Source organism: Chryseobacterium sp. AC405b (genome assembly GCF_979258685.1).
The window spans coordinates 1,871,970-1,885,076 of the sequence record NZ_OZ409877.1; the positions used below are offsets into that span (position 1 = coordinate 1,871,970).

Below are 13,107 nucleotides of genomic sequence, written 5' to 3' on the forward strand. Positions count from 1 at the left end.
GTGACTGTTAGATGAACGTTTTGTAATAAATTTACTTGGTCGGAATAATTTTCCCTGAAACTTCTCCGAAACCAACTCTTACGCCCTCTTTTTCAGCCCAGGCTTTCATTGTAACGGTGTCGTTATCTTCAATGAATTTTCTTTCCTGTCCGTTGTTTAGAGTGATAGGGTTTTGGCCTCTCCAAGTTAATTCAAGCATTGAACCATAAGATTTCGGATCGTTTCCTGAGATCGTTCCGCTTGCATACAAATCACCAACTTCCAGATTACAGCCGTTTACGGTATGATGAGCCAATTGCTGTGTCATATTCCAGTACATATATTTGTAATTGCTTTCAGAGATCAGATTTTGTTCTCCGTTTTCAGGCTGAATATAGACTTCAAGATTGATGTCGTAATTTTTATCTCCTTCAAATTTTAAATAGTCAAAAACTTCAGGATCTTGCGTAGGAGAAGCTGTTCTGAATGGCTCTAAAGCTTCCAACGTAACAACCCACGGAGAAATAGATGAGCCGAAATTTTTGGCTAAAAAAGGTCCCAGAGGAACATATTCCCAAGACTGAATATCTCTTGCTGACCAGTCATTGAAAACCACCATTCCGAATATTGCGTTTTCTGCCTCTTTTGTAGATACGCTTTCTCCCATTTCTGTATTCTGATTGATGATGAAAGCCATTTCTAGTTCAAAATCAAGTTGTTTGCAAGGTCCGAAAACAGGTTTGTCTGCATCGGCAGTTTTCATCTGACCTTTAGGACGGTTGATATCTGTTCCTGAAACTACGATGGATGAAGCTCTTCCATGATAACCTACAGGAAGATGTTTCCAGTTTGGAAGCAGAGCGTTTGCAGGATCTCTGAACATTTTTCCAACATTGGTTGCGTGCTCGATACTGCTGTAAAAATCTGTATAATTAGGAATATGAACCGGCATAATCATTTTAACCTGATCCAGGTCGTAAAAAGCATCTTCAATGGTTTTTTCATCTTTAGATAAGATAGAACCATCGAGCAATAATTCCTGAATTTTAAGACGGACTGCATTGGTTACAGGTTTTCCTAATTCGATGAATTCATTTAAAGTATATGCTTCGAAAACATTTTCGTCTAACCCTGCAATTTCATCAAAATACGAAAGGTCGTATAAAAGAGCAAGATCAACTACCTGATCACCGATTCTTGTACAACAGGCGATAAATTCTTTGTTAAATACTGCAACTCCGAAAGGAATGTTGTGTATTGAAAAGTCTGAATTTGAATGATATTCTACAAATGATTTCATAATATGAATAGTTTGAGGTTTGAGTTTAAAAGTAGTCTTTTAGGCGTTATTATTTTGATTTTTTGGTGTAAGATTCTTCATCAATCCATCGGTCTCTGGAATTGATATCAATCAGATAAATGATTTCCTTCTGCTTTGTTAAAAGAAGTGTTTTTGAAACAGGAATTGGTATCTTTTTATTTTCCAGTTTATCCGCTCTTAAAGAAATGATGTTCTTTTTTCTGATAATATCTCCCGAAAAAACATTGGATGTACTTTGTCCGGTTGCTTTATCATCGAACATTTCTATGTATGTAGCATCTTTTCCTTTCAGTACAATAAAGCTGCGCTCTGTATGATCTGCGAAATCTTTGATAAGAACAAATTTTTTGTTGTCAATACTTACGTTTTCCAGATTTTGATTGATGCCTATTCTTTCTTCAAGACGACGAAGGATCTCATTGATCCCACCATAGTTTTGCGCCTGTAATCCGATACCGGCAAATAAAATAATTGTAATGATTACTTTTCTCATAAGCTTGTGTTTATAAAAAAGTTTTGTCAAGATCTGCATCCTGACAAAACTCTATAGTTGATTTGAAAATTAAAGATTGCCTCTTTTTTCCTGTTCTTTTTCCAAAGCTTCGAAAAGTGCTTTGAAATTACCAGCACCGAAACTTTGTGCACCATGTCTTTCAATGATTTCAAAGAAAAGGGTAGGACGGTCTTCTACAGGTTTTGTAAAGATTTGTAGTAAATAACCTTCCTCATCATGATCAATCAGAATTCCTAAATCCTGAAGTCTCTTAAGATCTTCATCAATATGACCTACTCTTTCAGGAACCAATTCGTAATATGCTTCTGGTGGAGCAGAAAGGAATTCTACACCACGTTTTTTAAGTTCGGTTACTGTGCGGATAATGTCTTTTGTTGCAACTGCGATATGTTGTACACCTTCACCTTCGTAAAAATCCAGGTATTCTTCAACCTGCGATTTTTTCTTTCCTTCTGCCGGCTCGTTGATGGGGAATTTTGCAAAACCGTTTCCGTTTGACATTACTTTAGACATCAGTGCAGAATATTCTGTGTTGATTTGCTTATCGTCAAAAGATAGAATGTTTACAAATCCCATTACTTTCTCGTACCATTCAACAGTAGGGATCATTCTGTCCCAGCCAACGTTTCCTACACAATGGTCAACATAGAGCAATCCTGCTTCTTCAGGGTTGTAAGCACTTTCCCATTTTTGATAACCGGGCATGAAAGCACCAGAATAATTTTTTCTTTCAATAAACATATGAACGGTTTCTCCGTATGTATATATTCCGGACATTCTTACTTCGCCGTACTCATCAGTTAAAGTTACAGGTTCTAAATATGGTTTTCCTCCTCTTTTAGTGGTCTCTTCGAATGCTGAATATGCGTCATCAACCCAAAGTGCCAAAATTTTCACTCCGTCACCATGCTTTTTTACATGCTCACTGATTGGCGATTCAGATTTTAAACCTGTGGTTAATATCAATCTTATCTTTCCCTGTTGAAGAACATAAGATGATCTGTCTCTTACCCCAGTTTCAGGTTCGTGCGTAAGCTAAAGACTGAAAACCAAATGCAGTCTTATAAAAATGAGCAGCCTGTTTGGCATTTCCCACATAAAATTCAATATAATCTGTACCGTTGATCGGCAAAAAGTTCTCCGCCTGAGCAATTTTTTCGGCAAATGTAAGTGTTGACATATTTTCTATTTTACTTTTATTTTATAGTTTGCAAATTACGAAATTCTGATAAATAATTAAAAAACATTATTGATGTGCAGACGATTGTATTATTATTACAGAATATTAAAGTTCATTTAAGTATACTTAAGTTTATTGTTATTTTGATATGTTTTCTACATTTGTATGATAAATCACAAATGATAAGAAATATTATTTCAGACAATGAAAGCTGTAATTTTTTGCGGCTTTTATTTTTTATTATTTAATCTTCCTGCATCCGGATTGTAATTATCCCAAATCTTCCACACATTATCAATTTTACGGATGAAATAAATTTGTGTATTTAATTGATTTACAAAATGTTCTTCTCCGGATTCTCCCACTTTGAAAAGAAAGATTCCAAAATTCCTGAGTTTCCAAAATCTTTTTATCGGGTTCATCAGTGATGATATTGATATCAAATACCTCAAAATTTGAACGATTGTTTTTGGTAACCAATTCGAAATTTCTATCACAAAGTTCTCTGGAGAATGATGTTGCTCTTTCTAAAAACGGTGATTTATCAAAAACTAAATCTTTAAACAGTTCCAATTTCAGGGTGGGAAAATTTCTATATAACTCGAAAACTTTCGAACAGTAATTGTATGCAATATCAGTTGTAAATTCACCCCCTGTCAGTTCGTATCCATCAATAGCGAAATTTTCTTTGTTATGATGTATATAGCAACTGAGATCTTTAAACCCTAAAAAAATGCAGATTTTATCCAGTGTTTTCAAAAAGCGGAGATCGTTATGGGTTTTATCCTGATAATCATTTTCAAAAAAACGTTGCAGCGTAATGTGTGAAATGGTATTTCCCAATTCAAAAATCTTTTCTTTTTTCAGCTGCTCAGACTGGGCAAGCTCTTTTTTGATGATTTCTGAGAGTATAATATAATGACTCCTTTTCCAATCATTTACATTCCCCAGAACAGAATCTTTTACTTTAATATTTTTTTTTACCTCCTCTTTTATAGAATTATATATCGTTTTCAAATGTGTTATTTTTTTCAAGAATTTTTTTTCAAATACATTACCGAATACTCCATTTGTTGGTGATTCGTTAATTATCAGAAATAAATGTACATCTTTTTCTTGTCTAAAAAATGTGAAATAATGTTAAAGTTTAAATCTTTCGTTCGCAGCTCTTTCCAGCATTTCTCTATCATCTGGATGTGCGATACTGATGAGTTCCTGTGCTCTTTGACGTAAATTTTTTCCATACAGATAGGCAGTTCCGTATTCTGTAACCACCCAATGAATATGTCCTCTTGTTGTTACAACTCCTGCTCCCTGTTTTAGGAATGGAACAATTCTGGAAACGCCTCTTTTGGTTCTGGAAGTAATAGCAATGATGGGTTTTCCGCCTTCACTCAAAGCGGCTCCACGCATAAAATCCATCTGTCCGCCAATTCCGCTGTACTGTAAAGTTCCGATAGAATCTGCGCAAACCTGTCCGGTGAGATCAATTTCAATAGCAGAATTGATGGCAACCATTTTTTTATTACGCATGATGTTGATAGGGAAATTCACATTGCTTACATCATTAAATGCAAAAACCGTATTGTCATCTACATAATCATAAAGTTTTTTGGTTCCGAAACAGAAACTGGTAACTGTTTTATTGTCATTATAGCCCTTGTATTTATTATTGATGACATCATTTTGTATTAAATCTATCACACCATCGCTCAGCATTTCTGTGTGAACTCCCAGATCTTTGTGGTTTCCCAAGCATTTTAAAACAGCATCAGGAATTGTTCCTATACCCATCTGTAAAGTAGATTTATCATCTATGAGTTCAGCTACATTTTTCCCGACCAACATTTCCTCAGCGCCCACTTTTGCACCGTAATCAACGGTAGGAAGTTCTTCTTCATGCCAAACCAATTTATGGATTTTACTGATGTGAATCATACCGTCGCCATGCGTTCTTGGCATTAAAGGATTTACGATGGCCACGACCAGTTTTGCAGTATCTACAGCCGCTCTTGCAACGTCTACGGAAGTTCCCAAAGTACAAAAACCGTGTTTGTCGGGTGGTGAAACTGTAATTAATGCTACATCCAGCGGTAAAATATTATTTCTGAATAAGATGGGAATTTCACTTAAAAAAACAGGTACAAAATCTCCTCTTTCAGAGTTTACAGCGTCTCTTACGGGAGTAGAAACAAAAAGAGAATTAACAAAGAAACTGTTTTTATACTCGGGTTTTGCAATCTCTACATTTCCTTGTTGAGTTATAGAAACCATTTCTACATTTTCAAGTCTGTGAGATTGTCTCGCCAATTCATCAATTAAATGATTCGGAGTACATGCGCTTCCGTGAAAAAATATTCGGTTTCCACTTTTTACAGTGTACACAGCTTCTTCTGCACTTATATAATTATACATATTGAGATTTTTTATGGATGTATTACCTATTATTTTATACTTTAAAGATAGCTCATAATGTTTAAATTTAATCTAATCTTCAGTCTCTCTTTTTGAAAACATTTGTCATGTTTAGTTTGTCAACTAAAAAAAAAGGACCCAATGCAATGCATTGAGTCCCTTATTAAATTTTACAGATATTTACCTATTACTCTTGCGAACGATCTTCCAAACTATGATCTTCACTTTCCAGCCAAGAAGTTTTATAAGTAGGATCTTCCACTTTCATCGCTTCTTCAGTGATTTTCAAAGGACGGAATGGGTCAACCATCACCGCATATTCTTCAGTGAATTTTTTCCCGATGCTTCTTTCCATTGCTCCCGGATGAGGACCGTGCACGATGCCTCCCGGATGAAGAGTGAAATCCATTAAATCGATATGATTTCGGCTCATAAAATCACCTTCTGTATAAAACAAAACTTCGTCAGAATCAATATTCGAGTGATTGTAAGGTGCAGGAATTGCCAACGGATGATAATCGTACATTCTTGCACAGAACGAACAAACCACAAAGTTGTGTGCTTCAAAATTCTGATGAACCGGTGGCGGTTGATGAACTCTTCCTGTAATCGGCTCGAAGTTTTTAATGTTAAATTTATAAGGATAAAAATATCCGTCCCAGCCCACAACATCGAATGGATGCGTTGCATAGATGAAATCGGTAATCTGATTTTCTTTTTTTACTTTAATCAAAAATTCTCCTTTTACGTCTCTTGGCTCTACAAAAGTTGGTGCAATGATATCTCTTTCGCAAAACGGCGAATGCTCCAGCAATTGACCAAATTCGTTTCTGTAACGCTTCGGAGTATAAATAGGAGAATGACTTTCCAACACAAAAAACACCGTATTTTCAGATTGTAATTCAACCTGATAGATTGTTCCGCGCGGAATAATCAGGTAATCGCCAACAGAAAATTCAAGATTTCCGACAAATGTTTTTAAAATTCCGTTCCCTTCGTGGATGAATAAAAGTTCGTCACATTCGGCGTTCTTATAAAAGTAATCCATCGATTTTCTTGGTTTCGCCAATCCCATTTTCAGATCATTGTTGACCAAAAGAAACTTTCTGCTGTCCAAAAAGTCGTCTTCAGGCGTTACATTCATGCCTTTAAACATTCTTGGTGTCACGTTTTTGTCAACCGCAATTTTTGGAGTAACATCTTTGGCTACGCCAATTGATTTGATTTGCGTAGGACGGTGAACATGGTACAGCAAAGAAGAAATACCGTGAAAACCTTCTGTACCAAACAGTTGTTCGTAATAAAATTTGTCTTCAGGTGATTTAAAAATCGTATGCCGTTTCTGAGGGATGTTCCCCGATTGGTGATATCTCATTTACCTTTATATTTTCTCAAATTTAATCATTTCTTCTGAATTTTAATTCATCGACTTTGATCATTTAGTTTTGGTATTCAAAAATAATTGTTAGCTTTGTCTAACAATTTTAATTTCATGAAGCGAATATTCTTTTTTTCTATTCTTTTTTCGGGTTTCTGTTTCTCTCAGGAAACGGATAGTTTGGATATAAATAAAAAATCTGATTCAGTAAAAGTTCCGGAAAAAAAGGAAAGAATAAAAGTGATTGACGATGTAGTGATTACGGGAACACTTAAACCGGTCAGTAAATCAAAAAGTCCGGTCGCAGTAGAAATTTACACTCAGAAATTTTTCCAGAAAAACCCTACACCAAGTGTTTTTGAAGCTATCGCAATGGTCAATGGAGTGCAGCCACAACTGAACTGTTCGGTTTGTAATACCGGAGATATTCACATTAATGGTCTGGAAGGTCCTTATACCATGATTTTAATTGACGGAATGCCGATTGTAAGCTCGCTTTCAACAGTTTATGGTTTAAGTGGAATCCCCAACAGTCTTATTGAAAGAATTGAAGTGGTGAAAGGTCCGGCATCTTCTTTATATGGTTCTGAAGCGATGGGCGGCGTTATCAATATTATTACAAAAAACGCATTGACAGCACCAAAACTGAGCATCAATCTCATGACAACAAGCTGGGCTGAAAATAACATTGATCTTTCTACAAAATTCAATGTAGGTAAAAATGTAGCTTCATTACTGAGTTTAAATTATTTTAATTTCAATGAAAAAACAGATCAGAATAAAGACAATTTCACAGACGCTGCGCTTCAAAACAGAATTTCAGTTTTTAATAAATGGAATTTCCAGCGGAAAGACAACCGCTTGGCAAGTTTTGCCTTGAGATACTTGTACGAAGACCGTTTTGGGGGAGAAATGCAATGGAACAAATCTTATCGTGGAAGCAATGACGTGTATGGAGAAAGTGTTTACACCAACAGAGTAGAGGCGTTCGGGATGTATCAATGGCCCATGAAAGAAAATATTGTTACTCAGTTTTCTTATAATTTTCATGATCAAGACTCTTTTTATGGAAACAATCCTTTTGATGCGACACAAAAAGTGGCTTTTGCACAGACGTACTGGGATAAAAAATTGGGAAATCATGATTTGATTTTGGGAGCCACTTTCAAAAAAACTTTTTATGACGACAGTACTCCCGGAACTTTATCATCAGACGGATTCACTAACGAACCCATGAGGTCTCCAATTTTCGGAGCATTTATTCAGGATCAATGGGAAATTAATGAAAAAAACACGTTGTTGTTGGGTTACCGTTTTGATTATGATAAGATCCACCATTCTGTTCACTCGCCCCGTTTTGCATGGAAGTTTTCTCCGAATCCTTATCACACTTTAAGATTTAATTTTGGAACAGGTTTCAGAGTTGTGAATTTATTTACAGAAGATCACGCAGCTTTGACGGGTTCTCGTGAAGTGGTCATTCAATCTAATTTAAAACCAGAAAAATCCATCAACGGAAATTTAAATTATGTCTGGAAAATTCCTGTCGGCGACCGATTGATTAATGTAGATGCGTCTGCATTTTACACCTATTTCAGCAATAAAATTGTCGGTGATTTTGATTCTGAACCCGATAAAATTATTTATGATAATCTTAAGGGGTATGGAATTTCCCGAGGGGCTTCAATGAATATTGATTTCAGTTTTAATTTTCCGTTAAGTGTAAATCTGGGAGTTACTTATTTGGATGTTTATCAAAAATTTGATGGAGAAAAAGAAAAATCCCGGCAACTTCATGCCCCAAAATGGAGTGGAACATATAATTTAACCTACAAATTCTCAAATAATCTTGCAATAGATTTTACAGGACAATTCTATGGACCCATGCGACTTCCTGTTTTACCCAACGATTACCGTCCGGAATATTCTCCACTGTTTTCTTTGGCCAATATTCAGGTTTCAAAGAGTTTTGATTCTGGTTTTGAAGTGTATTGCGGTGTGAAAAATCTGTTCAATTTTACTCCGGAAGATCCTTTGATGCGACCGTTTGATCCGTTCGATAAAAATGTAGATGATCCCATTAATAATCCGAACAATTATACTTTTGATACAACGTATGGATATGCTTCTATGCAGAGAATCAGAGGTTTTCTAGGAGTGAAATATAATTTGAAATGAAAAGGTTAGTATTTTTTTTAGTATTATTTTTAGTGCCTGATTTTTATCTTTCGCAGATGAAAACAGGTACTTTTCCAGATTTTGAAAAAATACAGAAAGAGAATAAAAAACCAATTATTATTCATTTGTATACCGATTGGTGTTCAGTTTGTAAGATCGAATCTTATAACATCAATAAGGATAAAGATTTGGTAAAACTGATCAACGAAAAATTTTATTTCATCAACTTTGAGGCGGAAAAAACAAAAGATAAAATCCATTTTCAGGGGAAAGAATTCAATTATTTGCCTAACGGAAATTCCGGAATTCATGAGTTAGCTTTGGCTTTGTCTAAAAATAAAAACCAACCTGCTTATCCTTTGTGGGTTATTTTAAATGAAAATCAGGAATTGGTGTATTACCATGAAGGAGAGTTTAAACCTGAAAAAATGAAGAAGAAGTTATTGGAAATTTCTAGTCTATAATATGAAAACTGACAAACTTTAGATTGATTTGAAATGGGTAATTTACTTCAATAAAACTGCAACAATCGCTAAAATAGCAGGTAGTGCCTGAACAAAAAATATTTTCTTTGTCGCAGAAATAGCACCGTAAATTCCTGCAATCGCAACGCATCCCAAGAAAAATAAAGCAATATTTGTTTGCCACTTTTCGTCTTCAATAAAGAACGACCAGATCAGACCGGCTGCAAGAAAACCATTATATAATCCCTGATTTGCGGCTAAACCTTTTGTGGGTTTAAATAATTCTGCAGGTAGAGCCGATTTAAAAACTTCTTTTCCTTTGGTTTCCCAGGCAAACATTTCCATCCAGAGAATGTATAAATGTTCTAAAGCGACAGCAGCGATGAATATTTTAGCAACGATTTCCATAATTATTGTTTTGTGATTGTAAAACTAAAAAAATAAAGTTAAGTTTGGTTATACAATTTCAAAAATGGAAACTTTCAAAGCACATTTAGATAAATTTATCAAAATAAGTGACGAAGAATTTGCTTCAATATTTTCTTACTTTCAGGTTTTGGAAGTCAATAAAAAAGAAAATCTGATGTCAGAAGGTGAGGTTTGTAAGTTTAAATATTTTGTTTTAAAAGGTTGCCTCAGAAAGTTCTTCATCAACGAAAAAGGAGTAGAGCAAACTACAGAATTTGCCATCGAAAACTGGTGGATTGCTGATAATTTCGCATTCGAACAACAAGTGAAATCTCAGTTTAATATACAGGCGGTTGAAAAATCGGAAATTGTAGTCATAGATTTCCAATCTCAGGAACTGTTACTTGAAAAACACCCAACAATGGAGCGATATTTCAGAATGGTTTATCAGCGTGCTTATGCAGCAGCCGAGAAAAGAATTCGCTATATCTATGAAATGAATAAAGAAGAATACTATATTCACTTCAGTACATTTTATCCTTGGTTTATACAGAGAATTCCGCAATATTTACTGGCTTCTTTTTTGGGTTTTACTCCGGAATATCTGAGCGAAATAAGAGCAAAGTTACGTTCTTAAACCAGTTTAAGATTTTTGATGTTTGAATGACTGACCTTTGGATCAGAAATTTAAAACAAACAAAATGAGTACACGAGTAAACATCGAAAACACAGATTCAGCAGCTTACAAAGCTATGATAGGGCTTGAAGGTTATCTTCAGAATATTTCGCTCAACCATATTCAAAAAGAATTAATAAAGATCAGAGCTTCACAGATTAATGCATGTGCTTTTTGCCTTGATATGCATACGAAAGATGCTATAAAATATGGAGAAACGCCGCAAAGGATTTTTGTATTGAGTGCCTGGAGAGAAGCGAAAAAATTGTATACCGAAGAAGAGCAAGTTCTTCTCGAGATGACAGAAGAAATTACTTTGATTCACCAAAAAGGATTGTCTGAAGAAACTTATTATAAGGCAAAACAGGTTTATGACGAAAAGCAGATTGTAGAAATTATCATGGCAATAGTGACCATCAATGCATGGAACAGGATTGCGATCAGCACCCATTTGCCGATTGGAAAAAATTAAAATCAGTATTAAAAAACAACTTTTCAATTCTGAAAAGTTGTTTTTTTTTTAAATATGATGAGTTTTATAAATCTGTGGTATTTCCTGTAATTTTTCATCAATCAAAGAAACAAAATCTTGAATATATGGTTGCTGATTGTGTTTTTCTAAACCTTCTTCACTTTTCCAGATTTCATAAAAAATAAATTGATTTTTAGCTTCAATTCCTTGGTGAAGCGTGTACAATTCGCAAGCTTCTTCTTTTCTGGTCTGTGCAACCATGTTTTGAAGAACTTGCAAAACTTCAGTTTGGTATTCTTCTTTCGCTTTTATGATGGCTGTTAAATAAATTTTCATGAGACAAATTGTGGTTGTAATTCTTTTTCAAAAACATTTTTTACGTGCTCTCTGTATAGTTTCATATCACGTTCGATATCCGCATTTTTCTCTACATCATGGAAGTGAAAACTTTCTAATTTTTCTAAAGAAATAAATGCATTCATTCTGTGGAAACCAAAGAGAGGTCCGTTGTCAACACTTGTTTCATTGAAAAATTCTCCGGGAAGCGTGAAAGCGGTTTCCGGTGCATTCCAGCTTGTGGTAAGCATGTATTTTCTGCCCCTTAACATTCCGCCTGTTCCGTAATTGATTTTCGGATTGTCTGAAGATCTTCCGTCGCTCATGTAGATTCCTTTTGCATGACCGGCTGTGAAAACTTCATCAATATATTTCTTGAAACCATTGGGTAACTGAAACCACCAGATTGGAGTGTGATAAACGATGTAATCTGCCCAAACGAATTTTTCAACTTCAGCATTTTTATCATAACCCTCACTGATATTTGAGATTCTTACTTCAATATTTTCAAAAGGCTTCAAAGCTTCCAAAGTGTTTTCTGTAATTGTCTGATTGTATTTTCCTCCGGAATGTCCGAAATTTTGTCCGGCGTTGATGATTAATATTTTTTTCATTTTGGTAAATGTTTAAATTTTATACTGCAAAGTTATAACTGGGGATATGTATAATAAAAATAATATAAATTATACCTTTGTATTATAATTATGATACTAAAAATATCAATTATTAAAAACTAACTCTTAACTTGCGAAGTGAAAATGCAAGTCAACGAGTTCATTTTAAAATTAAAATTCTATGGTCAATTTAGAATGGTACAGAACTTTTAAAGCGATTTATAAAACCGGAACATTAACCGGAGCAGCAGAGTCGCTTTTCATTTCACAACCCGGAGTGAGTTTGCATCTTGGTTCTCTGGAAGCATATGTAGGGTATAAGTTATTTGACCGAACCGGAAGAAAAATGATTCCGACCGAGAGAGGAAAAGTTTTATTTAATGCAGTTTCAGAACATTTAACAAAACTGGAAGAAGTAGAAAAAAACTTTCAGAAATCTACCGAAAAAAGCACACCGACGATTAGTGTAGGAATGTGTTTCGAAACCTTTCAGACAACCTTAGAGCAATATGTTTCATCTTTAGATTTTAATTTAATTATTGGTTTTGGGCAATATCCTGAAATGCTTGACCAGCTGGATAAAGGTATTCTGGATTTAATTATTACTCCAAAAAAAGGAACTTCGCCCAATATTTTGCACGAAGCTTTTTCGTCTGAACAAATAATTTTAATTGGCGGAAAAAACATGGATACAGAAAGTTTTAATCAGGTTTTAAAAACAAAAGATTTGCAAAAAATTGAAGATTGGCTGAAACAGGAAAAATGGTACGGAACAACCGGAGATATGGAGCATCTTTTTCAGTTCTGGCTGATGAATTTTGGGCATAAACCTAAGTTCAGACCCAATTATATCGTACCTAATCTGAATTCAATCATCCGTTGTCTGAAGGGCGGAAAAGGTTTGGCGGTCGTGCCTGATTTTTTATGTAAAAATGAACTGGAAAATGGTGAGGTAAAACTGATTTGGGAAGGTGATAAAAAGTTAGAAAACACTTTGTACTTCGGCTGCAGAAAAAAAACAATGTATCAAACTGAGATTGATCATATTAAAAGTTTGTTCAGAAAAATGATGAGCTAAACTCTGTATGAAGAAGATATGACAATTTTTTTGGTACAAAATCTGAATAACTTAAGGACTGATATGAAAAAAATATACTTTAATTAATAATATT

13 protein-coding genes and 1 pseudogene are annotated in these 13,107 nt (G+C 34.7%); 5 read left to right on the forward strand and 9 right to left on the reverse strand.

What is annotated here, in order from left to right; translation table 11 throughout:
• Nucleotides 1–31: 31 nt before the first annotated feature.
• The 6 genes and pseudogenes from fahA to ACZZZA_RS09105 form a co-directional block, all read right to left on the reverse strand.
• The gene (fahA, locus tag ACZZZA_RS09080; RefSeq protein ID WP_463431106.1) at nt 32–1,279 is read right to left on the reverse strand and encodes a fumarylacetoacetase; all 1,248 of its coding nucleotides are present in this window, start codon (nt 1,277–1,279) and stop codon (nt 32–34) included.
• Nucleotides 1,280–1,328: 49 nt separating this feature from the next.
• Entirely contained in the window at nt 1,329–1,793 is a 465-nt protein-coding gene (locus ACZZZA_RS09085) for a hypothetical protein (protein WP_463431108.1), read from the reverse strand.
• A gap of 69 nt (nt 1,794–1,862) precedes the next feature.
• Nucleotides 1,863–2,994, reverse strand: a pseudogene (gene hppD, locus ACZZZA_RS09090) (4-hydroxyphenylpyruvate dioxygenase).
• 300 nt (nt 2,995–3,294) lie between these two features.
• Nucleotides 3,295–4,011: a hypothetical protein gene (locus ACZZZA_RS09095; RefSeq protein ID WP_463431110.1), complete on the reverse strand. Its 717-nt coding sequence runs from the start codon at nt 4,009–4,011 to the stop codon at nt 3,295–3,297.
• A gap of 123 nt (nt 4,012–4,134) precedes the next feature.
• The gene (locus tag ACZZZA_RS09100; protein WP_463431112.1) at nt 4,135–5,409 is read right to left on the reverse strand and encodes an acetyl-CoA hydrolase/transferase family protein; all 1,275 of its coding nucleotides are present in this window, start codon (nt 5,407–5,409) and stop codon (nt 4,135–4,137) included.
• Nucleotides 5,410–5,596: 187 nt separating this feature from the next.
• A complete protein-coding gene (locus tag ACZZZA_RS09105; RefSeq protein WP_463431114.1) occupies nt 5,597–6,784 on the reverse strand; it encodes a homogentisate 1,2-dioxygenase in 1,188 nt (395 codons plus the stop codon).
• Between the two features lie 117 nt (nt 6,785–6,901).
• On the opposite strand from ACZZZA_RS09105, the gene ACZZZA_RS09110 reads away from it, so the two are divergent.
• Both ACZZZA_RS09110 and ACZZZA_RS09115 read left to right on the forward strand, forming a co-directional pair.
• Nucleotides 6,902–8,965 carry a TonB-dependent receptor plug domain-containing protein gene (locus tag ACZZZA_RS09110; RefSeq protein ID WP_463431116.1) on the forward strand — a complete coding sequence of 688 codons (2,064 nt, stop codon included), beginning with the start codon at nt 6,902–6,904 and terminating at the stop codon, nt 8,963–8,965.
• A complete protein-coding gene (locus tag ACZZZA_RS09115; protein ID WP_463431118.1) occupies nt 8,962–9,429 on the forward strand; it encodes a thioredoxin family protein in 468 nt (155 codons plus the stop codon). The genes ACZZZA_RS09110 and ACZZZA_RS09115 overlap by 4 nt, the downstream gene beginning before the upstream one ends.
• Nucleotides 9,430–9,471: 42 nt before the next feature.
• Here ACZZZA_RS09115 and ACZZZA_RS09120 read toward each other — a convergent pair whose 3' ends face one another.
• The gene (locus tag ACZZZA_RS09120) at nt 9,472–9,837 is read right to left on the reverse strand and encodes a DUF1304 domain-containing protein (protein ID WP_463431120.1); all 366 of its coding nucleotides are present in this window, start codon (nt 9,835–9,837) and stop codon (nt 9,472–9,474) included.
• Nucleotides 9,838–9,901: 64 nt separating this feature from the next.
• Between ACZZZA_RS09120 and ACZZZA_RS09125 the strand changes: the two genes are divergently transcribed.
• Nucleotides 9,902–10,474: a Crp/Fnr family transcriptional regulator gene (locus ACZZZA_RS09125; protein ID WP_463431122.1), complete on the forward strand. Its 573-nt coding sequence runs from the start codon at nt 9,902–9,904 to the stop codon at nt 10,472–10,474.
• 64 nt (nt 10,475–10,538) lie between these two features.
• On the forward strand, nt 10,539–10,985 hold the full coding sequence (locus ACZZZA_RS09130; RefSeq protein WP_463431124.1) for a carboxymuconolactone decarboxylase family protein: 447 nt from the start codon (nt 10,539–10,541) through the stop codon (nt 10,983–10,985).
• Nucleotides 10,986–11,033: 48 nt separating this feature from the next.
• Here the strand turns inward: ACZZZA_RS09130 and ACZZZA_RS09135 are convergent, their stop codons facing one another.
• Together ACZZZA_RS09135 and ACZZZA_RS09140 are read right to left on the reverse strand one after the other, a co-directional pair.
• Nucleotides 11,034–11,321, reverse strand: a complete 288-nt coding sequence (locus tag ACZZZA_RS09135; RefSeq protein ID WP_463431126.1) for a putative quinol monooxygenase — start codon at nt 11,319–11,321, stop codon at nt 11,034–11,036.
• Entirely contained in the window at nt 11,318–11,935 is a 618-nt protein-coding gene (locus ACZZZA_RS09140) for an NAD(P)H-dependent oxidoreductase (protein ID WP_463431128.1), read from the reverse strand. The genes ACZZZA_RS09135 and ACZZZA_RS09140 overlap by 4 nt, the downstream gene beginning before the upstream one ends.
• Before the next feature lie 181 nt (nt 11,936–12,116).
• Here ACZZZA_RS09140 and ACZZZA_RS09145 point away from each other — a divergent pair, with 181 nt between their 5' ends.
• Entirely contained in the window at nt 12,117–13,013 is an 897-nt protein-coding gene (locus tag ACZZZA_RS09145) for a LysR family transcriptional regulator (RefSeq protein ID WP_463431131.1), read from the forward strand.
• The last annotated feature ends 94 nt before the right edge of the window (nt 13,014–13,107 follow it).